This window comes from Bacillus sp. FJAT-18017, assembly GCF_001278805.1.
GTDB lineage: Bacteria > Bacillota > Bacilli > Bacillales > Cytobacillaceae > Bacillus_D.
Map to the genome: position 1 here is coordinate 528,953 of NZ_CP012602.1, position 24,247 is coordinate 553,199.

Sequence of the window (24,247 nt, forward strand, 5' to 3'; positions counted from 1 at the left end):
TAATCTTTATTGGGAAAGAGATGAATTAAAATGAGGAACAACAGGAAGTTTCTTAAACGATATCTAATAAGTTTGATAGCAATTTTATTGATATTAAGCCCTCAATTCCTTTTCTCAGGATCAGTGGTCTATTCTGCTCTACAGGACGACACCGCTCCAAAGTCCTTTACAAATGAATCAACAAAAAATTCCATTGAATCGACAGAAATTCCCGTTGAATCGACAGAAAATCCCATTGAATCGACAGAAAGTCCCGTTGAACAAAATCCATTACTTCCTCAAGTAGAAACTACTTCGACTGGCCTGGAAAATATGGTTTTGCCGACTGTTACAGTTAGTACTCCATTATCAGAATCGACGGTAACAACTCCACTGATCATTAAAGGCAGCTTTACTTATGGTAGTATCTTGCCAGAGAATGCAACTTTTACAGCATATAAAGTACCTATCACACCCCTCTCTACTCCTAAAATTAAGCTCCTGGGAGAGTGGGAAGTAAACAATGAGCAATTCTCCTGGTCCTTTAAGCCTAACTTAACAAACGGTCCGTATAAGATTGTGATAGAAATTAAGGATAAAACCCAACCGAGTTTAGTCGCAAATGCAACCTTGGGATTTACCTTGGACCTTGAGAGGCCTTATATTTCAGAAATAGGAGTTGTGATTCCTTACCAGGAGGAAGAAATTTTAGTCGATGTGAATGATGGAACGGTTAAACCGAAAAGTAAATTGATTATAGGAGAAGATTTAACCAGTATTGAGGTAAACGCAACTATTAGAATTAGAATCGTTTCTAAAAAGCCCATGGAGAATTTAAAAGAACAAATCATTGCTAAGACTTATATAGAACCACCAGTATCCTTACAATTAAGTCCTAAAAATACAAACGATTCTCAAATACCGGTCACCGGTACAATAAGTGTACCATTTAGCGGAATAATTAATGGTAAAAACGTAATTGATTTGTTTTTTACTCCTGATAAAGAAACAAAGTTGAAATCAAATTCAACATATTTAGCATATATAGACCCTAATCTGAAAGATGATGAAGGGAATAAAATTTTCGCTAAATTTTTTAAATTTACAACAAAGAGCAATCTACCATATGATTTCACTACTGGACATGATAACGACCGAAAGAATAATCCTCATGGAAGATATGCGGAAAATACCAATATGTGTGCAAATTGCCATAGTACCCATACTAAATCTAGTTTGTCATTACAAGGAGTATCTTACCAGAGTGTGTTTTCACAAGAACTGGAAAGGGATCAATCAGACAATTATTGTATGGCCTGCCACGATGGTACTATGAATGCACCTGTAATTGATAAACTTAACAGTACCCACCAGCATAATAATCCGATAAATAAGGATTCAGGCGCAGTGGACGCACTGAAAAAAACTGATTCATGTACTAGCTGTCATAATCCTCACTTGGATAGAACCGAAAAAAACCCTAATCTACTTAATAATAGAATTGTATATACACATAAAGCTGACTCAGAGGGAAAACAACTGGTTATTGATAGTATGGAAACTGCTTGTTTAAATTGCCATGATGATGGAAATATTTATGATTTGGATAAAGATGGGGAAAGAGATCTTTTTGCCAAGGTGCTCTCCTACAATAAATCCTTTTTATCAAAAGGTACATTATCCGATTATGCATTATGTTTAAGATGTCACAATGCAAATAAAGTTACGGCCAAGCAAGTAAAAACGGACATTGAATATTATTATTCTGCACCCGATCCAAATCAAAAACCTAATCTAACAGATTCCAAGCATAACTTTGTTGCTTCTGAAGGCTCAATTCAAGCTGATGGCAGCCAGTTATCGGGGTCCATTCCTTGTGCTGATTGCCATGAAACCCATGGTTCAAAGAATATCAAGATGATAAGAGATGAATTGGGGAATGAGAGAATAATTGATGCGCCTGATAAATTCCAATCAGTTGGACTAAAGTGGGATGCTGTAAATGAAAGAAATTTCTGTGTAAAATGCCACAATGGGAAAACTGAAATTTATGGCAGAGTTGGTCAACCTTTATATGATGAAGAAGGTATTAGTCTTAATCCGGAAAATCCAGGCCACAATAAATCAAATGAAGCCGCATGCGCCACTTGTCATACAAATAGCTATGATGCAACAAGACATGAAGAAACACTTCAAAAAGCTTTAATGGAATCAGCACATGCACCAAAGGGTGTTAAATCAACGCCTTAAGGCATTTGAAAAAGCTTGTAAATCTACCGATTTGGCTGATTTACAAGCTTTTATTAATATAATTACAAGTTTTTAGGTTCATTAGAGAACAGGCCTTTATGACAAAAATCACAATAAACGTCAGATGGGGCAGTAGTCTTGTTTCCAATTGGTTTTTCATTATCGTGGCACACATAACAGTTTTTTCTCTGTTCCTGTGTAACTGATTCTTGTCTGTGAGAATTAAACAACCAATCGTCGCGGTCAATATGATTTTTAGGCGGTGTGGCATGACAAATTGTGCAGAAATAATTGTTTCGGGATGCATCTATTGCAGCCGAAAGGTTGTTACTTTTTAATTCTTCTGGTTTAGTCTCACTTAATAGGGTCTTGATGTCTTGTTTTTCCAGTTGCTTTATCCAGAGTGAATCTTTATGGCAATTCAAGCATTCGTTTAACTCTTTAACAGCATACAAACCATGGCTCTTTTCCCAATCAGCATTGTCATGATTGTTGGGTGTATTGATTTCCCGATGACAAGTTTTACATGCCATAGATAGCTTTACATCTTTTCCTTGTCCATCAATTGCGTCGAGAATGATTTTTTGTGTATTTTCCGGTAATTCCCTTTCCAATACACCTGCATTTGCTTCCGGAGTATCATACTTATATAAAATATCTTTTTTGTTAGACCCTATATGACTAACTTGAAGGGAATAATCTTCGTCCAACCAAGGTTTTTCCCCTAGGTTAACCTTTTCGTGACAGTCAATGCAAGTTCCCATATTTGGCTTGACGTTTTTATCACCAATCAGCTTCTTAATATTTTCACTAGTCCAGGCCGTATAAGTAGAGGAATCGCGGATCCCCCTCCACAATTTTGGCGTGGGCTACACCGCTATGGCAAGTTACACAAGGAATATCAGCTTCTATATGGCCTTCGTGATTGATGATAGTATCTCCTGCAGCGGTGACAAGGCGATTTTTTGAATGGCACTGTTCGCAGTTTTCACTTGAGACGATAGCAGTTTTAGTTATTGTTTCTGAAGTTGCAGTAAAGTGAGTATACACCCCTTTAATTTCGTCAACTTTATGTAAGATTTGGTTTTTGCGCCCAGGTTTAATATGGCATTGGGTGCACTTAATTTGATTATGTGCGCTAGCTTCGAATGTTGCATGCTGCGGGGTCATTTCATGACAGCTGACACAAAATGAATTGCTAGATGCATAGCTTATTGCACCATATCCAAAAGCGACAATTCCAATCAGGGTAAATAAGCTAAAAACCATAAATCTCCATCGTTTGATTGGATTTTTATGTCGTTTTGACTCTCTCTTCTCAGGAAGTGGATTTTCTCTATTTGTTTCATCTTCCTGATACTTTTTTCTTTTTTTAAATATCATGGCAATCCTCCCGTTTCACTTAAAATTTTACCAGAAGTTGCCTTTATCTGACAGGTTCACTGTGAAATTTTCCACTTATTTTGTCGGATTATAGAAAGGTATTTAGAAGTTTTAGAGGTTTATATTAATATATTTTGAAAGGGAGGATTTTATTTACCTTAATTCGTATTACTAAAGGTTATACAACAGAATTACCAAGGTTTATTATCCCGGTCTTAATTTTTACTTTATATGTTATGTACCGTCGTTTCCTGGGAAATAATTTGCCACTCCATGACGGAAGCTGATCAATTTGTCGAAGTCATTTGCCATTTTAAGAAAAAGAAAAGACGGTAGGGTAACCCCTACCGTCTTTTAAACTATCCTAAAAATACCGCACCATACACCAAGCTTCCCGCAATCACATAAGCCGGATGGACTTTTAATTTTTCCATCAAGAGCAGGCTCCCGGCCGCCAATACGACTGTATGCAATAGTCCCGGCCCCTGAAACGATTCTACAAAAAAGTCCCATGCCATAACACCGAGAAGCGCAGCAATGACAGGGCGGACAATCATTGTCATCCGTTTAACTTTTGGTGATTCCTTGTGCCGCAGCAGAAGGCTTAGCAGGCTAATCATTAAAATCAACGACGGAGCAACACTGGCAAATACAGCAATTGCAGAACCAGCCACTCCCCCGACTTCATACCCGATATAGCCAGCCATTTTTGTAGCAATCGGTCCTGGCAACGCATTTCCCATGGCTAAAACCTCGGAGAATTCGCTGGTTGTCATCCATTCGTACCGGTCGACGACTTCCGCTTCAATTAGTGGAATTGAAGAGGGGCCGCCACCATAGCCTAGGATGCCCGGAAGGAAAAATGCCCAGAAAATTTTTAAATAAATCATGCTTTGCCCTCCTTCTTTTTGTCTTTCATTAGGAGCGCGCCAAGAAGGAGTGTGAAAATAATGATAGCAGGATGGACGCCGAGTGCCTCGAGCAAAACAAAACTTGCCACAACAAGAATGATAGTCCATGTCTTGCCGAGCTTAGAACTGGTTGATTTTTTTACAAATTCCCATGTCATTGTTAAAAGCATGACAGCGACAACTGGGACAACAGCTGATGCTGCGCCGCTTACCCATGGCTGGTCCTTGAAGGCGTTAAGCCCGGTCAGGAGCAGAATCATCAGGAATATAGTTGGAAGGATGGTTGCCATGACAGCATTAATCATGCCAGGGAGTCCTGCTACCCGGTATCCTATGTATCCGGCGAGCTTTGTAGCAATCGGTCCGGGAAGCGCATTTGCCAGTGCCAGGACATCCCCGAACTCATCACCGTCCATCCATTTGTATCGGCCGACAACCTCCTTCTGTACGAGTGGTATTGAAGAAGGACCCCCTCCGTAGCCGAGCATGCCAACCCGGAAGAAAGCCATGAATAAATCTTTTTGTTTCATTTAATGTCATCTCATTTCTGGTTCTGTTGCTGTAATTTCATATAATTAAGGACGTCCAGATCGATAAAACCTGTTTCCTGTTCCCGCATTTCAAAGTTTTCGGTATGAAGATAAGCGGTCAACGCTTTAAGAATATCATCTCTTCCTGCAAAATTGGTTTTAAAATAGCCAAGTCTGCCAAGGTGTTCGACTAGTTCAGTTTCAATTTCACCATCGACAGGAACAACCTTTTCAGGCTTTGAAGGAGCAAAGTAAAGTTGCTGAAGGCCATAGATACGAATAAGTTCTTTTATTGGCTGAGGATGGTCATCCACCCGGAGATCGATATAGCGATCGTTGAAGGCTCCGTAACCTCCGCGCTCCTTGACTACATACAATGCAGCGGACTGCTGGCCGCGTGAATCCCCGCCAGCCTCCTGGCCTGCATCAAGGGCAGCTAGCAACCGTTCTGCCAGTGTTCCTGCCATCGACGTAAACGTTTCGGCCATTTTACCGATAGTATGTTCATCAACGAGGATATTTCCCTGGGCTGCAAAGTGATTGCCGGTAATCCCGCCAGCCCAATTATAGCATTGTGAACCAGTGTAGGTTGCAGAATTACCAAAAGAATCAATAATTCCAACCTGGCGCATTTCCCGCTCTTTATCCTCTTCAAGGATGAGCTTCAATGTTTCTTCCGCAGTTTTCCCCTCAGCCATCAATTCGAGTGCGCGCGGCCCATAAGAAGTATTTGCGTAGGATTGGGTTGCGACTGCACCAACACCAGCCTTAGCCCATGGGACGACTGCTCCGACTCCAAGAAACTTGGACTGAACCGCAATTCCCCATTCTTTTTCCACAGGATCAAACCCTATAATTGAAAAGGTCATGAATAACAACTCCTTGTCTAAAGATGTATTTAAGATTTCCTCACCTAAATCATTTCGATATCCGAAGAAATATTCCTGCAGTGAGAACAGGATTTTCTGTAATGGGAAGAATGTTTGATATACTTCTTTTATGTGAATGTATTTTATCATAGTAGGTTATTTTCTACGCCTTGATCCTGGGGAGGAATTAACGTGGATGTACATAAGAAATATGTAATAGGCCTGGATATTGGGACAACTTCAACTAAGGCATCCTTGTTCACAAAGGACGGGAGCCCGGTTTCTTCAGGTGCTGTAGAATATCCAATCATTCATCCAGAGCCAGACTGGGCAGAACAAGATCCAGACATGATAGTTGAAGCAGTTGTGGAATCAATTAGGAACGTTCTGAATAAATCTAAAATTGATACTTCCGAGCTCATCGCCATTGGCATTTCAGCGGCGATGCATAGCATCCTTGCAGTGGATGGAGACGGGGAGCCGCTTACAAATAGTATAATCTGGGCTGATAACAGAAGCCATTTTTACGCGGAAAAGCTTAGAAAAGACTGGAATGGAGAAGACGTTTATAAGAGGACGGGAACACCAATCCACCCTATGTCACCTCTTTGCAAGCTGCTCTGGATGAAATATGAACGCCCTGACCTTTATCTGAAAGCCAGCAAGTGGATTTCGATTAAAGAGTATGTCATGTGGAAATTGTATGGTGAATACGTTGTCGATTATTCGATTGCTTCAACTTCCGGAATGTTCAATCTGCAGAAGTTGGATTGGGATGAAGAAGTCCTTAAACTGCTTGAACTTCAAAAAGAAAAACTATCGAAGCCGGTGCCGACTACAAATGTGTATCGGCATATGGATTGGAGCTTTGCAGCTGCAATGGGAATTCCGGCTGATCTGCCTGTGATTGTGGGGGCAAGCGATGGGGTTCTTGCCAATCTTGGGGTAGGGGCAATCGGTGAGGGTGAATATGCAGTAACTATTGGAACGAGCGGTGCAATCAGAACAGTTGTAAAGGAGCCGTTGCTCGAATCCAAGGGGCGGACGTTTTGTTATTATCTTGCAGACGGAAGATGGGTAATTGGCGGGCCTATTAATAATGGTGGTATCGCACTAAGGTGGCTGAGGGACCAGTTAGCAAGTGATGTTTCAGGACTGGCTGAGAGTAGGGGAGTGGATCCTTACGATTTATTGATTGATGAGGCGGCAAAGGTGCCTGCAGGGGCTGAAGGATTGATTTTTCTTCCTTATCTTTCTGGAGAAAGGGCCCCGATGTGGGACGCAAATACTCGGGGTGGTTTTATTGGAATCACGCTAACCCATCAGAAGGGGCATTTAATCCGTGCTGTTCTTGAGGGAATTATTTATGCTGTTTACAGTGTGGGAGTCCTTTTGGAAAATATGGCTGGAAAACCCGGGGAGATAAGGGTATCCGGCGGCTTTGCCCGTTCAGAGCTTTGGAGGCAGATCCTCGCTGATGTGTCAGGAAAACCTGTGTTTGTTCCCGAAAGCCATGAAGGTTCTGGATTAGGAGCTGCAGCTCTTGCTTTATTTGCATTAGGTGAAATATCTTCGCTTGAGGATGTGAAAAAGTTGGTTTCTGTAAAAACTGTTCAGTATCCAATTGAAGAGAACAAACAAGTCTACGAACACCTCCATCCCATCTATATGTCTTTGTATAATTCGTTGAAAGAGCAGTTTGATGCCATTTCCGCATATCAAAGAGGGGAATAAAACAGTTTAATGAAAGGCTGTGTTAGTGGTTATTGTTCATTATATAGCAGTGTCGATTGGAGCGGAACGCCCGTAACGTCATACTTAATAAAGGAAACTTTCCTGGACGCAGACCCAATTATGCAATTTTTCCCTCACACTTTGGCATTCCACTCATTACACGATATACTGTATAATGATGAATCTTACGGAAGTTATATGAGGTGATTGATATGGAAATGGCAGATATCAGGAATGAATTAGAAAAAACAGCTAAGCGATTAGCGGGCTTCAGGGGGTCTCTTTGACCTAGAGGAAAAGGAGGCACGCATTGCACAGCTTGATAACGAAATGCTGCATCCGGATTTTTGGAATGATCAGGAGGCTGCACAGAAGGTAATTAATGAAGCAAACGCACTTAAGGAGCAGGTAAACACGTTCATGGAAATGAATGATTCTTATGAGAACCTTGACGTAACGTTCGAGCTTCTAAAAGAAGAACTGGATGCTGAGCTGCAGGCGGAGCTTGAAGATGAGCTTATGACGCTGACTGCGCAGTTGGATGAATACGAATTGGAAATGCTACTAAGCGAGCCTTATGATAAAAATAATGCAATCCTTGAGCTTCACCCTGGTGCGGGCGGTACAGAATCGCAGGATTGGGGCTCGATGCTTCTCAGGATGTATACGCGCTGGGCTGAAAAGCGCGGCTACAAGGTGGAAACGCTGGATTACCTACCTGGAGACGAAGCAGGAATCAAGAGTGTGACACTCGCAATCAGGGGCCATAATGCTTATGGATACCTTAAGGCGGAAAAAGGGGTACACCGGCTTGTGCGAATTTCACCATTCGATTCCTCCGGCAGGCGCCACACATCGTTTGTATCTTGTGAAATTATGCCCGAGCTTGATGATGATATAGAAGTTGATATCCGTACTGAGGATTTGAAAATTGATACGTATCGTGCAAGCGGAGCAGGCGGACAGCATATTAATACGACCGATTCTGCAGTGCGAATTACACATATACCGACCGGAGTCGTTGTGACTTGCCAGTCGGAGCGTTCCCAGATTAAGAACCGAGATGCAGCTATGAAGATGCTAAAAGCAAAGCTGTATCAGCGTGAGATTGAAGAAAAGGAAAAGCAGCTTGCCGAGATTCGCGGCGAGCAGAAGGAAATTGGCTGGGGAAGCCAGATCCGTTCGTATGTATTCCACCCATATTCAATGGTAAAGGATCACCGTACTGGTTCAGAGTCCGGAAATGTCCAGGGTGTGATGGACGGAGACCTCGATCAGTTCATCGATTCGTACCTAAGGTCAAAGTTGTCTTAATAAAGTTACTATAACGTTAAACTAAAGAATTGCTGATGTGGTGACACTTTATTAAATTAATTGGAGCGGAAGGTACCGCATTTTCTCCTGCGATACCTTTTCAAGGATGATTATTCAACGTCCTGCGGGAAAAGCGGACAGGGGAGACCCCACAGGTGCCGCAGGCGCCGAGGAGGCTCCGCGACCGCCCGCGGAAAGCGAAGTGCCAGGAGCGGAAATATAGAAAACCATAAGTTTAAGTCATATAAAAATAAACAGAAAAGCCTTTGCTGCAATAATTTGCTGGCAAGGGCTTTTTGTATTGGTCCTAGCTTTATTTTGTCGGATGGAATCCCTTTGTTTTCTGAAAATAGTTTCTCATTATGTTTATCCCCTCTAGGATGGTATAATCAAAACGGCTTTATGAACCGCTATTTCTGCGGGAATTATCGTATTAACTAAGAGGTGTTGGCCATTGAAAGCAAAAAGAAGAAGAAATCATGATTTAACAGCAACCCCATTAGAAAAAATCATGGAATATATATACATACTAACTGGCTCCGCTGTTGTCGCATTATCCTTTAATTTGTTCCTTCTTCCGAATCGAATCGCTTCCGGAGGAGTCAGTGGAATATCAACCATTACCGATGCGGCATTCGGGTGGGAACCGGCATTTGTACAGTGGTCGTTGAATATCCCGCTGTTTATTGCGGGTGTTTTGTTGCTTGGCAGGCAGTTTGGTATTAAGACTCTTATCGGCACAATATTTTTGCCTTTGGTTGTCTTTGCTTCGGCAAATCTCGAGCCATGGACGAATGACCCGCTTCTCGGTGCATTATTTGGAGGAGTAGGAGTCGGGCTTGGCCTCGGCATTGTTTTTCGCGGCAGGGCTTCGACAGGCGGGACAGATCTTGCAGCCCAGATCATGCATAAGTATACCGGCTTGACCCTTGGCCGCTGTGTCGTATTAATTGATGGGCTTATAGTTCTTGCTGCATCACTCGTCTTTGATATTGAAAGGGGCCTTTACGCTCTAATTGGCCTGTATGTAACAAGTAAGACAATCGATCTCGTACAGGTTGGCTTTGGAACTTCGAAAATGGCAATGATTATAACGAGTAAACAGGAAGAGGTCCGCGAAGGTATTCTAAACAAGATTGACCGGGGGGTAACAAGGCTGTCTGCATATGGTGGATATACCGATGCAGAGAAGCCGGTCCTGATGTGCGTTGTTGATCAATGGGAGTTCACAAAATTGAAACAATTAGTTAAAACCATTGACCCAACCGCTTTTGTCATTGTAATGGATGCTGCCGAAGTGCTTGGAGAGGGTTTCAAACGGGAGTGAAGCTGGTATAATTAACTAAGTACTTATAAAAGGAGTTAAATACATGAACAAAAAGTTGATTACCTTGATTATGGGTGCTTCCATGGTGCTTGCTGCCTGTGGCGGTGATAGTGGCGGCGGCGATTCCGCGAGCGCGGATCCCCAGAAACTATACGAACAAAAATGTTCAGGCTGCCATGGTGTTGACCTGTCTGGCGGGTCTTTTCCAGAGCTTACAAAAGTGGGCAGTAAATATTCAAAAGAAGAAATTGAGAAGATCATCGTGGATGGAAAAGGCGGTATGCCTCCTGGCCTTTATAAAGGTGAAGAGGCATCCAAGGTAGCAGAATGGCTTTCACAAAAGAAATAAAGCAAAGCGTCCTGTCGAATGGCAGGGCGTATTTTTATGAAATGTTATAATACGGAATGAAGAAAACCAATAGTAATTTTAAAATGCAAACGGATTCGTTAAAATTTTCACGAGTTGTTCAAAAAGGTTTTGTAATCGAAATGTCATAATGACAAGGAAATGACATGTTATATAAGAAAAGCATTAACTTCCTTTAAACATTGTTTTGACTATATTCATAGTAAAATTTTCAAGTGACAAAATTATCCTTAAAGAAAGTATTTCTAGTTTTTTTGTCCAATACAGGATAAAATTGTAAATGGAAGTTCACTTTGAAAAGAAACTGTAATATTTCTCCCCCTTTTTTTACATGAATTGAATGATATAATGGGTTTGTGTTACAACACACATTGGTTTTTTTGTCAGATAAACAAGAATACTGTCAACAAGATCAGTCAACAAATTGTACAGTCGACAAAAACTAGTAAGGTGATTAAATAAATGATAGAAATGCAGAGTGTTTATAAAAAGTATCCAAACGGCGTTACTGCTGTTAATGGCATAGATATTCGTATTGGCGCGGGTGAATTCGTTTATGTTGTGGGACCGAGCGGTGCTGGTAAATCGACATTTATAAAAATGATGTATCGCGAGGAAGTGCCCACATCAGGAACGATCCTAATAAATGGAATTAATATTGCGAAACTGAAGCAGAAAAAGGTTCCTATCTTCCGCCGCAACCTCGGTGTTGTCTTTCAGGACTATAAGCTGCTGCCAATGAAGACAGTTTATGAAAATGTCTCATTCGCTCTAGAAGTTATTGAGGAACAGCCGAAGGTCATTAAGAAGCGGGTTATGGAAGTGCTTGATCTTGTGGGCTTAAAGCATAAGGCTAGAATGCTGCCAACCGAGCTTTCCGGCGGTGAGCAGCAAAGGGTCTCAATCGCCCGTTCCATTGTCAACTCACCTAAAGTTGTTATTGCGGATGAGCCTACTGGCAACCTCGATCCTGAAACATCCTGGGAGATTATGAGGATATTTGATGAGATCAACACAAGGGGAACCACGATTGTCATGGCAACCCACAACAGAGAAATCGTGAACACTATCAAGCATCGCGTCATTGCGATTGAGGATGGCAGGATTGTTCGCGACGAGCAAAGAGGTGACTACGGTTATGAAAGTTAGAACCATTGGCCGCCACGCTCGCGAAAGTATGAAAAGCATTGGCCGGAACGGCTGGATGACATTTGCATCCGTTGGTGCCGTCACTGTTACACTCATTCTTGTCGGTGTCTTTTTCGTTATTATGATGAATCTCAACAAGGTTGCTACAACCATAGAAGAGGACGTGGAAATCCGCGTTCACATCGATATCACTGCTAATGAGAAACAGCAGCAGGTGTTAAAGGAGCAAATAGATTCCATCCCGGAAGTTGAGGAAATTGTGTACTCATCAAAAGAAGAAGAACTTGATATTCTCATTAACAATCTCGGTGAATCTTACAAGCTATTTGAGCAGGACAATCCTTTAAGTGATGTATTTATCGTAAAAACGAAAAACCCCGAAGATACAATGAAGGCTGCAGGCAAAATCGATGCTCTGGAATTTACGGATAAAGTCCAGTATGGCCAGGAAAGCGTTGAAAGGCTGTTTAGTTTCATCGGTGCCAGCCGGAACGTAGGGCTTGCCTTAATTGCTGGATTGCTTTTTACTGCAGTATTTTTAATCTCTAACACAATTAAAATTACAATTATTGCCCGCCGCAGAGAAATTCAGATTATGAGATTGGTGGGTGCAACTAATGCGTTTATCCGCTGGCCTTTCTTCCTGGAAGGGCTGTGGCTCGGAGTTCTTGGCTCGGTTGTGCCGATTGTCTTACTATCTATCGCCTATTACCAGGCATATGAGTTTATCTCGCCGCTTCTTGATGGACATTTTATTCAAATCCTTCCGTTTGACCCATTCATGTATCAGGTATCCGGGCTTCTCATCCTGATGGGGGCATTAATCGGTGTATGGGGAAGCTTGATGTCAGTCCGCAAGTTTTTAAAAGGGTAACGAGTTGTCACATAGTTATTTGAGTCTAAAAGTCGTTGGTTGAAGCGAGTATCATGAGCGAAAAAACAATTATTTCATAACGGATGAATCTAAGAACGATTTACCTGTACATGGGTTACACTGGAAAGGAGAAATCGGGAAGTGAGAAAATCAGTCATGGCGCTTACCGTATCAGTTGCGGTAGGCATAGGGAGTTTGTTTGGAGGCACTACAATAAAAACAGAAGCCTCAAAGCTATCAGATTTGCAAAACCAGAAACAGCAGATTCAAACAGAGCGTTCAGGAATCAATTCGGATATCCATGCAACAGATAAGGAAATCCAAAGGCTTCAGGTCGAGCAGGACAAGGTCGATGCTGAAATTAAACGTCTGGATATGGCCATCGGCAACACAAACGAAAAAATTCGTGAGAAAACAGCTGATATCCAGGATACAGAAACAGAAATTAAGAAACTCCGGGGAGAAATTAAAATCTTGCAGGACCGCATCGCCAAGCGGGAAGAGCTTTTGAAGGATCGTGCCCGCAACTTCCAGGTTAGCGGCGGGATGGTCAGCTATATAGATGTACTAATGGGTGCAACCAGCTTTGGTGATTTCGTTGACCGTGCAACCGCGGTTGCAACCATCATGGAAGCTGACAAGGGTATTCTTGAAGAGCATCAAAGAGACAAGGAAAGCCTTGAAACGAAACAGAAACAAGTTGAAGAAGAGTTGGCCAGTCTGAAAGAGATGAAGGCAGAACTTGAAGTAGCGAAGAAACAGCTCGATTCCCAGCGTTCAGCAAAAGACAAGCTCATGAAACAGCTTGTTAAGCAGGAAGAAGAAGAGCATGACCATAAAATGGGCCTTCAAGAAGAAGAGGCTACGTTAAGGGCACAGGAAGCAGCGATGGCTAAAGCTATTCAGCTTGAACAGTCACGAATTGCTCAAGAAGCAGAGCGCGCCCGCAAACAAGCAGAAGCACGCGCGGCAGCAGAAGCCGCTGCAAAAAAGGCTGCGGCTGCAGCTTCGAATAAAGGAGGAGGCGGCTCCAGTGCAGCAACGGCACCAGCGCCAGCACCTTCTTCACCAGCACCAGAACCGGTAGTTACTTCAGGTAATTTCATGAAGCCGACTACAGGTGCGAATACATCCGGATTCGGTCCGCGCTGGGGAACGTTCCACTATGGCGTAGACTGGGCAAACCGCAGCTCTAACGTAGCGGTTGTAGCTGCCGCGAGCGGCGTTGTTATCCGTTCTTACTATTCAAGCAGCTATGGAAATGTTGTATTCATTGCTCACTCCATTAATGGCCAGACATTCACGACTGTCTATGCTCACCTTGAAAGCCGCGGCATTGGCGAAGGTGCGGTTGTTTCTAAAGGTCAGTTCATCGGTTATATGGGAAATACAGGCCAATCGACTGGTAAACACCTGCACTTCGAACTTCACAAAGGCCAATGGAACGGCAGCAAGTCCAATGCCGTCGACCCATTCGCTTACGGAGTTCCAAGATAATAGATTTATAGTTGATAATTTCATATAAAAGACAATGGCGGAGGAGCATGGCTTCTCCGTCTTTTTCTGTGGAAAAGGGGCGGAGCTGTGCTAACCATTTAGGCTTAGAATCTATTTAAAAAATTGAAAAGGCTAGGCCTGGGCCGTTGTTCTGCTTGGCTCCGCTCACACCGCCTTATTTTATAGTTTCTATTCATTAATAATAGATCCAAGTCTGTTTGCTGTTTTGGGAGCAGAAACTCATGAGTGCTCTATTGGTTAAATAAACCGGCATCTTGATGTTCCATTCTGAGTATGCTTGCCGGGTTACACCCTATATATTTCCTTTTTTCAAGATTAGTAAACTTATTTTTCGGCAAAAAGAGATGGAAGTTGACTCCAGTTACCCTGATGAATACTCTAAGATACGCGAATCATAACTCGTCCATTCCTGCATATATGTATTGTAACTAGGCAAAAGCCGGGCTTTGGTATTGTCTTTTTAAAAGAATGGCTGCCGTATTTAAGAGTGCGGAGCCAATGCTGGGAGTGACGGAGAATGAGGCGGAAATGGATGGCACTAGTGGTGGCCGCCAGCTTAACGGTTGGATCGGGCGGAACGTATGCAGGGATGAAGTGGATGGAAGCGCAGGAAACCGGATTTGCAGTCGATGTAGCGGGTGTACTGAAAAAGGGCGATTCTAAGGCTGAAACTGTGAACTTAGATAAGGTAGGCCAGGCATACGAATTGATTTACAGCCAGTATGTGGAGGAAATCGATAAGGAGGAGCTGGTTGAGGGTGCGATTCAGGGCATGCTAGCAAAGCTGGGCGACCCTTATTCGGTTTATATGGACAAAGAGACTGCCAAGCAGTTCAATGAATCGCTTGAATCGTCTTTCGAGGGAATTGGTGCCGAAGTTGGAATGGATGGCGGCAAGACGGTGATTGTGTCTCCGTTCAAGAACTCTCCCGCAGAAAAAGCGGGCCTAAAACCGAATGATATAATTCGGAAGGTTGATGGCAAGAGTGTCGAGGGACTAGATTTATTTGAAACAACCTTGAAAATTCGCGGTAAAAAAGGGACAGTTGTCGAGCTTGAAATTGAGCGGGCTGGCCTCAGGGAACCAATCAGGGTAAAGGTGAAGCGTGATCAGATTCCAGTCGAGACTGTTTTTTCAGATGTAAAGAATATAAATGGCAAGAAAATCGGCTATATCGAGCTGACGTCGTTTGCCGAGGAAACGGCTTCAGACTTCAAGAAGCAGCTAAAGGAGCTGGAGCGTTCGGGTGATGGAATTTCCGGACTCGTTATTGATGTGCGCGGCAATCCTGGAGGGCTGCTGTTAAGTGTCGAGGAAATCCTCCGCGAGTTAGTAAGTGGAGAAAAACCATTCGTGATGATCGAGAAGAGGAACGGCGAACGGGATAAGTACTATTCCACTTTAAAGAAGGAAAAGGAATACCCGGTTGCCGTGCTTATCGACAAGGGAAGTGCCTCTGCTTCGGAAATCCTAGCTGGCGCGCTTGCTGAGGCAGAAGGGTATCCGCTTGTGGGAGAGAAGACGTTTGGTAAAGGGACAGTTCAGCAGGCGATGCCGATGGGCGATGGCAGTAATATTAAGCTTACGCTGGCTAAATGGCTGACCCCTGATGGAAACTGGATTCATAAGAAGGGAATAGCTCCAACGGTCGAAGTAGCGCAGCCAAGTATTTTCTCTACCCATCCTCTTCAGGTTGATGGCGCACTGCAAATGGACATGAATAATGAGCAAGTCAAGAACGCCCAGGCGATTTTAGAAGGTCTAGGCTATACACCGGGACGGACAGATGGCTATTTTAGTGCAGGCACAGTACGCTCGGTGAAAGCATTCCAGCAGCAGGCAGGATTGCAGCCGACTGGAAAGATTGATGCCAAGACAGCTGAGGCCCTTGAAACTGCTATGACGAAAGAACGGAAAAAAGAGAAAAATGACTTGCAGCTGAGGACAGCGTTACTGTTGCTCGCGAAGTAAGGTAGTGAGAGGCGGGACCTGTTCCTGCCTTTTTCCTGTTTTCATCGGGGTAAGGAAGTTAATTGAATTCATAGTTGCGTGGTCTTTTCCAATAAATGCAAATGCTCATATCGATACAGAATCGGCTCATATGATGCTCATAAGTGGGGTGAAATGGCTCAAAAAATTTCCGAGCAGAAATCTGGGTTTCCAGTAAATGTCTAAATGCTCATATCTGTGCAGAATCGGCTCATATGAGGCTCATAAGTGGGGTAAAATGGCTCATAAAATTTCCGAGCGTTAATCCAAGTTTCCAGTAAATGTCTAAATGCTCATATCGAAACAGAATCGGCTCATATGAGGCTCAAAAGTGGGGTGAAATGGCTCATAAAATTTTCGAGCAGGAATTGTGATTTCCAATAAGTGTCTAAATGCTCATATCGAAACAGAATCGGCTCATATGAGGCTCATAAGTGGGGTGAAATGGCTCATAAAATTTCCGAGCAGGAATTGTGATTTCCAATAAGTGTCTAAATGCTCATATCGAAACAGAATCGGCTCATATGAGGCTCATAAGTGGGGTAAAATGGCTTATAAATTTTCGAGCAAGAATCGGAGTTTCCAGTAATGTCTAAATGCTCATAAAAAAGTTCAATAAGTGTACTAAATTGTCTCAATTCTGCCACAAACGCTGTGAGAAATTAAAAAGTACCACTTTAATAAAGTGCGATATACTTCTAGAATGGTAGTATCAGGAAAAAAGGAGATGTAGCATGAAACGATCAAAGCCAAAAGAATTGCTTGAACTGGAAGTCATATTGGATAGGCTGCGAAGGGGCCATCCTGCTTGGGAGAGGATAAAGGAAAAGCATAGAATATTGATGGCGGGCTACAATGGTGAGAAAAACGTTGACTATCACTTGAGTTTTTTGGATGACCGGAAGTTCCGTCTAATACCTGGATTAAGGTTGGAAGATAAGCATTTTTTTCAAATGGATAACGTAGCTTTATGTCAAAGTTTTTATTTGAATCTTGAAGTCAAAAATTATGCAGGTCCTCTTAGCTATAACCCTCAGACAGATCAATTCATTCAGCATGGTGACCCTGAAAAGGCATATCCGAATCCCATTAGCCAGGCAGACCGGCACGCCATCCAGTTCCAACATGTGCTGCAAAAAGAACATCTTCCTGTACTCCCCATCATTTCCCTCGCAGTAATGTCCTATTCTTCAACAATCATCTATGTTCCACCAGGTTATGAAACCATTTTTAACAGACTGATTTATGCCGACCAACTTCTAAGAAAAATTGACAGTCTGGAAGTGGCCTGCTCAATACCCCGGATAACAGAACCCCAGCCTGATGATGTTTACCATACTCTGCTCAAAAAACACACTCGACAAATGTCCAACAACACACTTGAAAAATACAATATTTCCATCGTTGATCTCTTCGGTGGAGTTCAATGCCCATTTTGCAAAAGGTACAAAATGCTGTATAGGTCCGCACATTGGTTTTGCCCTTCTTGTAGAAACATTTCAAAAGATGCCTACATAAAAGCAGTAAATGATTATCTCATCCTATACAAACCATTCATAACGAATGAGGATTTCCGCAAGTTTGCTGGCCTGGAATCTAGGAAAGCGGCCACTAAAATGTTGTCTGCTTTGGATTTAGTCACGATTGGCACAAACAAAGGAACTATCTACTTCCTTACGTTTCACCCTCTACTGACATGAAATTATTTCCTAATCTTAATATCTTGACTAACCTGTATATACAGGATATAGTTGTCAATGTAACTTGTATATACAGGACAACGACATACGCCTAACTCTTTTTTCAAAAAAGAATGAAAGCGCTAAATTATTAAACGACTGTACACTGCAAGGGGGATAAAGGGCTTGGAAATTTATGTTTACTTTTTCCTTTTTGGAGAAAAGTAAGGATGGACCAATCCAGCCCAAATCGCAAACGCTATCATCTATCATTTTAGGAGGAGACACCATGGATCTGAAAAAGTCAGCATCTGAGATTGTTGACGCAGTCGGCGGCCAAGACAATATTGCAGCCGCAACCCACTGTGTCACACGCCTGCGTTTCGCTTTGAAGGACGAAGGCAAAGTAAACAAAGAACAATTAGAAAACATCGACGTTGTCAAAGGGTCGTTCTCTGCAAATGGCCAGTTCCAGGTTGTAATCGGCCAGGGGACCGTCGATAAAGTATACAATGAAATGACAGGCCAAACGGGCATTGCCCAAGGAAGCAAGCAAGACATAAAAGATGCGGCAGAGTCTAATTTGAATCCACTCCAGCGCGCGATTAAAACGCTTGCGGACATCTTCATTCCGATTTTGCCAGCAATCGTTACTGCGGGTCTTTTGCTAGGTATCAACAATATCCTTACCGGCGCTGATATTTTCTACGAAGGCAAATCTTTAGTACAAGTTCATCCTGAGTGGGCTGACTTTGCGTCAATCATCAACCTGATTGCCGGAACAGCGTTCGCCTTCCTTCCAGCACTGGTTGGCTGGGCCGCGGTCACCAAGTTCGGCGGCAGTCCGCTGCTTGGTATTGTCCTTGGCCTTTCGCTTGTACACCCGGATCTCCTGAATGCATGGGGATGGGGCGCCGCACAGCAAACAGGCGAAATTCCTACTTGGAATCTCTTTGGCCTGGAAATCCAGAAAGTCGGTTATCAAGGCCAAGTATTGCCAGTCCTGGTGGCATCATATGTCTTGGCTAAACTTGAAATTTGGCTCCGCAAGAAAATTCCGGATGCGTTCCATCTTCTGCTCGTAGCACCAATCGCACTATTAGTTACTGGTTTCTTATCTTTCATTGTTATTGGGCCGGTTACATTTACAGTTGCTTCATGGATTACAGACCTGTTCACTGGAATTTTTGATTTCGCCCCAGCGATAGGCGGGTTTGTTTATGGAGCGCTATATGGCCCACTTGTTATAACAGGTATGCACCATACGTTCCTGGCTGTTGACCTGCAGCTGATTGGCAGTACAGGCACAACATTCCTGTGGCCAATCCTGGTTATGTCCAATATTGCCCAGGGTTCTGCGGCACTCGCAATGATGCTGCTAGTTGACGATAAAAAGCTGAAAAGCCTATCCGGTACATCAGCAATTTCCGCTTATCTTGGTATTACTGAACCGGCTATGTTCGGGGTAAACCTCCGCTTCCGCTTCGCATTTATTTCAGCGATGATCGGTTCTGCGATTGCTGGTGCTTTCATCACAGTCAACAAAACTCTTGCTCCATCAATCGGTGTAGGTGGTCTGCCAGGCTTCCTGTCGATCGTGCCGCAAAAATGGGCTCCGTTCTTTATTGGAATGGCCATTGCTTTAGTCGTGCCTTTCGTCCTTACCTACTTCTGGGGCAAAGGCCGCGCACGCCGCGAAGTAAAGGTACAGGAAACACAGCTTTAATCTTTAATTGAATCAAAAAATTGGATACCATTGGCCATCCTGGCTAGTGGTATCTTTTCTAATCCGGGTGGTGCCGAGTTCCATTCTAAAAAAACGGGGAGTGATATGGCACACCCCAGAAAATGAGGTGCAAAACATGAACGAACCTTGGTGGAAACGATCAGTCGTATACCAAATCTATCCGAAAAGCTTTAAAGACTCTTCTGGAAAAGGTGTCGGTGACATTGTTGGAATCATTGACAAGCTTGACTATTTGAAACAGCTTGGGGTTGATGTCATCTGGCTAACCCCGATTTACAAATCGCCACAAAGGGACAATGGCTACGACATCAGTGATTATTTTTCAATTCACGAAGAATATGGCACAATGGATGACTTTAATCGGCTCCTGGAAGAAGCCCATTCTCGCGGCTTAAAAATCATCATGGATATTGTTGTGAACCACACATCGACTGAGCATCCGTGGTTCCAGGAAGCGCGCAAGTCGAAGGACAACCCGTATCGGGACTTCTACATATGGAAGGATCCTGTCGACGGCGGCCCGCCAACAAATTGGGAATCGAAATTTGGGGGAAATGCCTGGGAGTATGATGAGAATACAGGCCAGTACTACTTGCATCTGTTTGACGTCACCCAGGCCGATTTGAATTGGGAAAACGAAAAGGTGCGCCAGGAAGTGTATGAAATGATGACATTCTGGTTTGAAAAAGGCGTAGATGGATACCGCCTTGATGTCATTAACTTGATTTCCAAAGACCAAAGCTACCCGAACGACGATAGAGGTGACGGACGCCGCTTTTACACAGACGGTCCTCGCGTCCATGAGTTTATGAAGGAAATGAACCGTGAGGCGTTCTCGAAGTACGATAGCATGACCGTCGGCGAAATGTCTTCAACATCGATAGACCACTGTATCCAATACAGCAATCCGGAAACCCTCGAGCTCAGCATGACTTTCAACTTCCACCACCTGAAGGTTGATTACGAGGGCGGGGACAAGTGGACACTTGCCGACTTTGACTTTATTGCCCTGAAACAAATCCTGTCCACCTGGCAGGTTGAAATGAATAAAGGTGGAGGCTGGAACGCGCTGTTTTGGTGCAACCATGACCAGCCGCGCATTGTTTCCCGTTATGGGGACGATGGCGAATACCGCGTCGAGTCCGCGAAAATGCTTGCGACAACAATCCATATGATGCAGGGAACCCCTTATATTTACCAGGGCGAAGAAATAGGGATGACCAACCCGAAATTCGATAGCATAGACGATTATCGTGATGTTGAGTCGCTTAACATGTACAACATTCTTTTATCAGAAGGAAAAACGAAAGAGGAAGTCATCAAGATTTTGAAAAGTAAGTCACGTGACAACTCGCGCACCCCGGTCCAGTGGGATGCGTCGGAAAATGCAGGATTTACGACTGGCATTCCCTGGATTGATGTGGCCAGCAACTATAAGGAAATTAACGTCGAGCAGGCGCTGGCCGATTGTGACTCCGTGTTTTACCACTACCAGTCACTTATTGCTCTGCGCAAAGGATACGACATCATCACTCATGGAGATTACGAGCTGCTTCTCGAAGACGACCCGCAACTCTTTGCATACGTTCGCCGGATGGGAGATGAGGCCCTGCTTGTCGTAAATAATTTTTACGGCAAGGAAGGAAGGTTTGAGCTGCCTAAAGGTATTAGCTTTGCTGGCCAGGATGCACATGTGTTGATTTCTAATTACAAGGATACCCCGATGGATTACCGCAGCTTTAATTTGCGGCCATATGAATCTCTAGTATTTCATATTCGGTAATCGTGCTTCTAACAGCTTATAAATGATACAATAAAGGAGGCAGTGAACCAGCTGCCTCCTACATTATTACATGAACCGGGTGAGGGACATGGTCCATAACAAGTATGACAATATTTATCAGGAACTTGCCGATCAGATCGAGTCAGGGAAACTGAAAAAGAACACGAAGCTTCCATCTGAAAATGTATTGGCAGAACAATATGGGACAAGCCGGGAAACCATTCGCAAGGCACTCAATCTTCTTTCCCAGCACGGCTACATCCAGAAAATTAAGGCAAGGGGTTCAATTGTCCTCGATATTGGCCGATTTGAATTCCCTGTTTCCGGGCTAACAAGTTTTAAGGAAGTGGCCGAAAAGGTTGGGCAGCCATTTTCGACAGAGGTACATGAACTTTATATAATGAAACCCGATCAGTTTTTGCAAAATGAACTGAAAATCCCTTCCCGTGAAGAAGTCTGGAAGGTCACAAGGACCCGGGAGACCGGCGGGGAGCGAATCATCCTTGATAAGGATTTTTTTATAAAAAAGCACGTCCCTGGCCTGACAAAGGAAATCTGTGAGAACAGCATTTATGAATATATTGAAAATGTCTTGAAGCTGAAGATTTCGTTTGCCAGGAAGGAAATCACAGTCGAGGAATGCACGGATGAGGACCGGAAGTATCTTGATCTGAACGGCACCGATCATGTGGTCGTAGTTCGCAATCATGTTTTCCTTGATAATGCCATCCTGATAGAATATACCGAATCTAGGCATCGCCTGGATAAATTCCAGTTTGTTGACTTCGCAAGGCGAAGTAAATAGTTCCTTTAAAAATTTCCGTCCAATTGGGCGGTTTTTGTATTAAAAGGGATTGAAAATTTAGGTATTGGCTTAGGTTTACTATTTTGTTAACTAGTGAAAAGATACTAGCTAAGTTTGCTGAATTACAAACTCCCAAACATGGACGAAGATAGCCAGAAATAAAACATTTCCCAGCTTCAAGAATCTAGCAATATGTTTTAGCGGTGCTTTTTGATAGAATAGGAATAAGCTGAATACGATTGAAAATGATTTTACATACAGGGCGGTGCAGAAAAATGATTGAGCAATGGGGTATTGAGGTGCTAAAGGGGATAGGTAGGATGTTTCTGCATCCTGTCTTCTACTACGTGTTTTTCCTGGCTGCGGTTCTTGGAGTAAGCCGAGTGAAACGCGAGCGGAAGAACTTCCACATCCGCGCCAAGGATGCTTACTTCGAGCTGCGCCAATTGGTCCCTGCCGGCCTTGCCGCGGGACTGGTGCTTTCAGTTGCGGCAATTGGGTTGGGTCTTGCGGTTCCAGTTGCATCGCTTTTCCTGATTGCGGCATTCACACTGCTGTTCAGCCTGACAGGTAATATGAGGCTAGTTGGGCCTGCGTATACAATTGGGGCGGCATTCTTTGCGCTTGCCATTCTTGGCGGAGTCAGCGTCAACTTCCCGTTTATCCAGGGAGCATTTGAGGAAGCCGATGATAAAATTTATCCTTCCGTAGCCATCCTGCTTTCCCTGCTAGTGATTGTTGAAGGGTTTTTGATTTTAAAAAGAGGAAGCTATGCAACGTCGCCAAAGTTACGAACAAGCAAACGCGGCCAGATAGTTGGCGTCCATGAGGCAAGAAGGCTCTGGCTGCTGCCCGTATTCCTGCTAATCCCGGGAAGCACACTGAGCCTGCCTTTCGAATGGTGGCCGGTGTTCACGCTTGGCGGGGAAACATACTCGCTATTTTTAGTGCCATTTGCAATTGGCATGCACCAGCAAGTATCTGGCATGCACCCGAAAGATGCAATCAAATCCCAGGGGAGAAAGGTTATTAAACTAGGGATTGTTGTTCTGATTATAGCTGCTGCGGGGTATTGGTATCCTATGGCTGCAGTCGTAGCTACAGCCCTTGCCATCCTAGGACGCGAAGCGCTTGCTCTTTTCCAAAAGCTAAAGGAAGACGGAATGCCTTTTTATTTTTCCCGAAAAAATAATGGTTTGATGATCCTCGGTATCATTCCCAACTCTCCAGCTGAAAAAATGGGCCTTAAGGTCGGTGAACTGATCAGTAAGGTGAACGGGACCCCTGTCCATGATGAACAGGAATTCTATGAAGCTCTGCAGCATAACCGTGCCCAGTGCCGGCTTGAAGTGTTTGACACCAACAACCAAATCCGATTCGTGCAGCGTGCCCTTTACGAAGGCGACCATCACGAGCTTGGCATCCTTTTCGTCCATGACGAGAAAAAATGGGGAGATAAAGCGGTATCGGTGTAATTTTTCATAATTAATCGGAATCTGTTTATAGTTCACTAGAATGAATTTCATAATTAGCTGGTTCTATCTTACTTGATAGACAAGCAAAAAAAGCAGTACATTATTGTACTGTTTTTTTTATAGAAAATAATTTTATTCATACAACCCCGATATTTTCTTCAGAAACATTCCTACAAGGTCCTCATAAAGGTATTTTCCCAGTTAAAACCAGGCGAATTAAAGACAACTTATCGACTTGCCTATTATATAGAAGAGGCATAACATTAAATTATTGAAACTTCGATAAATTCTGAATTTGGATTTTTTATGTATATCAAAAATATATAGTGTTACAAATTGTCTTTGAATCTAGCATTACTTAGGAAGGAGGTGAAGTTTTATATTGGTTTTTTAGCAACTTTATTAAATATGAGAGGGGCTTAACTAATAAAAAGATTAAGTCTTTTGTTATTACTGATTTTGTTGAAACTGCTTTAATTGCAGGCAAATGGAAAGATAAAACATACGGTCTTCCAATAAACAAGAAGCAACTACATTTTTTTCAACCAATGTTTAATTAATTG

Annotated in this window: 19 protein-coding genes; 14 read left to right on the top strand and 5 right to left on the bottom strand. The window is 43.2% G+C overall.

Going from position 1 to position 24,247, the window contains the following annotated elements; all coding sequences use genetic code 11:
• Positions 1–30 precede the first annotated feature (30 nt).
• On the top strand, positions 31–2,229 hold the full coding sequence (locus tag AM500_RS02490; protein ID WP_053597784.1) for a multiheme c-type cytochrome: 2,199 nt from the start codon (positions 31–33) through the stop codon (positions 2,227–2,229).
• Positions 2,230–2,291: 62 nt separating this feature from the next.
• Here the strand turns inward: AM500_RS02490 and AM500_RS02495 are convergent, their stop codons facing one another.
• The 5 genes from AM500_RS02495 to AM500_RS02515 all read right to left on the bottom strand — a co-directional run bounded on the left by AM500_RS02495 (position 2,292) and on the right by AM500_RS02515 (position 5,922).
• Positions 2,292–2,939 carry an LIM domain-containing protein gene (locus AM500_RS02495; RefSeq protein ID WP_053597785.1) on the bottom strand — a complete coding sequence of 216 codons (648 nt, stop codon included), beginning with the start codon at positions 2,937–2,939 and terminating at the stop codon, positions 2,292–2,294.
• A gap of 100 nt (positions 2,940–3,039) precedes the next feature.
• Entirely contained in the window at positions 3,040–3,612 is a 573-nt protein-coding gene (locus AM500_RS02500; RefSeq protein ID WP_053597786.1) for a cytochrome c3 family protein, read from the bottom strand.
• Positions 3,613–3,971: 359 nt separating this feature from the next.
• Entirely contained in the window at positions 3,972–4,502 is a 531-nt protein-coding gene (locus AM500_RS02505) for a chromate transporter (protein WP_053597787.1), read from the bottom strand.
• Positions 4,499–5,053 (bottom strand): chromate transporter, encoded by a 555-nt coding sequence (locus AM500_RS02510; protein ID WP_053597788.1) that lies wholly within the window; start codon positions 5,051–5,053, stop codon positions 4,499–4,501. Before AM500_RS02510 ends, AM500_RS02505 begins: the two co-directional genes overlap by 4 nt.
• Positions 5,054–5,064: 11 nt before the next feature.
• The gene (locus AM500_RS02515) at positions 5,065–5,922 is read right to left on the bottom strand and encodes a DUF1028 domain-containing protein (RefSeq protein ID WP_053597789.1); all 858 of its coding nucleotides are present in this window, start codon (positions 5,920–5,922) and stop codon (positions 5,065–5,067) included.
• A 192-nt stretch (positions 5,923–6,114) separates the two neighbouring features.
• Between AM500_RS02515 and AM500_RS02520 the strand changes: the two genes are divergently transcribed.
• The 13 genes from AM500_RS02520 to AM500_RS02580 all read left to right on the top strand — a co-directional run bounded on the left by AM500_RS02520 (position 6,115) and on the right by AM500_RS02580 (position 23,684).
• A complete protein-coding gene (locus AM500_RS02520; RefSeq protein WP_053597790.1) occupies positions 6,115–7,656 on the top strand; it encodes a gluconokinase in 1,542 nt (513 codons plus the stop codon).
• Positions 7,657–7,868: 212 nt separating this feature from the next.
• Positions 7,869–8,970, top strand: a protein-coding gene (prfB, locus tag AM500_RS02525; RefSeq protein ID WP_156319729.1) for a peptide chain release factor 2 whose coding sequence is annotated in 2 segments (ribosomal slippage) — positions 7,869–7,940 and positions 7,942–8,970 — 1,101 coding nt in all. Because the reading frame shifts where the segments join, the coding sequence is not laid out codon by codon here.
• A 511-nt stretch (positions 8,971–9,481) separates the two neighbouring features.
• Positions 9,482–10,297: a YitT family protein gene (locus AM500_RS02530; protein ID WP_053601597.1), complete on the top strand. Its 816-nt coding sequence runs from the start codon at positions 9,482–9,484 to the stop codon at positions 10,295–10,297.
• A gap of 43 nt (positions 10,298–10,340) precedes the next feature.
• Positions 10,341–10,646, top strand: a complete 306-nt coding sequence (cccB, locus tag AM500_RS02535) for a cytochrome c551 (RefSeq protein WP_043929935.1) — start codon at positions 10,341–10,343, stop codon at positions 10,644–10,646.
• A 480-nt stretch (positions 10,647–11,126) separates the two neighbouring features.
• Positions 11,127–11,813 (top strand): cell division ATP-binding protein FtsE, encoded by a 687-nt coding sequence (gene ftsE / locus AM500_RS02540; protein ID WP_053597792.1) that lies wholly within the window; start codon positions 11,127–11,129, stop codon positions 11,811–11,813.
• Positions 11,803–12,687 carry a permease-like cell division protein FtsX gene (ftsX, locus tag AM500_RS02545; protein WP_053597793.1) on the top strand — a complete coding sequence of 295 codons (885 nt, stop codon included), beginning with the start codon at positions 11,803–11,805 and terminating at the stop codon, positions 12,685–12,687. Before ftsE ends, ftsX begins: the two co-directional genes overlap by 11 nt.
• Positions 12,688–12,828: 141 nt before the next feature.
• Positions 12,829–14,184, top strand: coding sequence for a murein hydrolase activator EnvC family protein (locus AM500_RS02550; RefSeq protein ID WP_053597794.1), 1,356 nt, complete (start codon positions 12,829–12,831; stop codon positions 14,182–14,184).
• Positions 14,185–14,722: 538 nt separating this feature from the next.
• Positions 14,723–16,177, top strand: coding sequence for a S41 family peptidase (locus AM500_RS02555; protein ID WP_053597795.1), 1,455 nt, complete (start codon positions 14,723–14,725; stop codon positions 16,175–16,177).
• A 752-nt stretch (positions 16,178–16,929) separates the two neighbouring features.
• A complete protein-coding gene (locus AM500_RS02560; RefSeq protein ID WP_053597796.1) occupies positions 16,930–17,895 on the top strand; it encodes a nuclease-related domain-containing protein in 966 nt (321 codons plus the stop codon).
• A 268-nt stretch (positions 17,896–18,163) separates the two neighbouring features.
• The gene (treP, locus tag AM500_RS02565) at positions 18,164–19,600 is read left to right on the top strand and encodes a PTS system trehalose-specific EIIBC component (RefSeq protein ID WP_053597797.1); all 1,437 of its coding nucleotides are present in this window, start codon (positions 18,164–18,166) and stop codon (positions 19,598–19,600) included.
• Between the two features lie 136 nt (positions 19,601–19,736).
• On the top strand, positions 19,737–21,404 hold the full coding sequence (gene treC / locus AM500_RS02570; RefSeq protein ID WP_053597798.1) for an alpha,alpha-phosphotrehalase: 1,668 nt from the start codon (positions 19,737–19,739) through the stop codon (positions 21,402–21,404).
• Positions 21,405–21,492: 88 nt separating this feature from the next.
• Entirely contained in the window at positions 21,493–22,209 is a 717-nt protein-coding gene (treR, locus tag AM500_RS02575) for a trehalose operon repressor (RefSeq protein WP_053601598.1), read from the top strand.
• A 275-nt stretch (positions 22,210–22,484) separates the two neighbouring features.
• Complete coding sequence (locus tag AM500_RS02580; RefSeq protein ID WP_053597799.1) at positions 22,485–23,684, top strand: PDZ domain-containing protein; 1,200 nt, start codon at positions 22,485–22,487, stop codon at positions 23,682–23,684.
• Positions 23,685–24,247: the final 563 nt, after the last annotated feature.

Coding starts and splice junctions, on each gene's coding strand:
- AM500_RS02490 (WP_053597784.1), top strand. CDS start 31: ATGAGGAACAACAGGAAGTTTCTTAAACGATATCTAATAAGTTTGATA.
- AM500_RS02500 (WP_053597786.1), bottom strand. CDS start 3,612: ATGATATTTAAAAAAAGAAAAAAGTATCAGGAAGATGAAACAAATAGA.
- AM500_RS02505 (WP_053597787.1), bottom strand. CDS start 4,502: ATGATTTATTTAAAAATTTTCTGGGCATTTTTCCTTCCGGGCATCCTA.
- AM500_RS02510 (WP_053597788.1), bottom strand. CDS start 5,053: ATGAAACAAAAAGATTTATTCATGGCTTTCTTCCGGGTTGGCATGCTC.
- AM500_RS02515 (WP_053597789.1), bottom strand. CDS start 5,922: ATGACCTTTTCAATTATAGGGTTTGATCCTGTGGAAAAAGAATGGGGA.
- AM500_RS02530 (WP_053601597.1), top strand. CDS start 9,482: ATGGAATATATATACATACTAACTGGCTCCGCTGTTGTCGCATTATCC.
- cccB (WP_043929935.1), top strand. CDS start 10,341: ATGAACAAAAAGTTGATTACCTTGATTATGGGTGCTTCCATGGTGCTT.
- ftsE (WP_053597792.1), top strand. CDS start 11,127: ATGATAGAAATGCAGAGTGTTTATAAAAAGTATCCAAACGGCGTTACT.
- ftsX (WP_053597793.1), top strand. CDS start 11,803: ATGAAAGTTAGAACCATTGGCCGCCACGCTCGCGAAAGTATGAAAAGC.
- AM500_RS02555 (WP_053597795.1), top strand. CDS start 14,723: ATGAGGCGGAAATGGATGGCACTAGTGGTGGCCGCCAGCTTAACGGTT.
- AM500_RS02560 (WP_053597796.1), top strand. CDS start 16,930: ATGAAACGATCAAAGCCAAAAGAATTGCTTGAACTGGAAGTCATATTG.
- treP (WP_053597797.1), top strand. CDS start 18,164: ATGGATCTGAAAAAGTCAGCATCTGAGATTGTTGACGCAGTCGGCGGC.
- treC (WP_053597798.1), top strand. CDS start 19,737: ATGAACGAACCTTGGTGGAAACGATCAGTCGTATACCAAATCTATCCG.
- treR (WP_053601598.1), top strand. CDS start 21,493: ATGGTCCATAACAAGTATGACAATATTTATCAGGAACTTGCCGATCAG.
- AM500_RS02580 (WP_053597799.1), top strand. CDS start 22,485: ATGATTGAGCAATGGGGTATTGAGGTGCTAAAGGGGATAGGTAGGATG.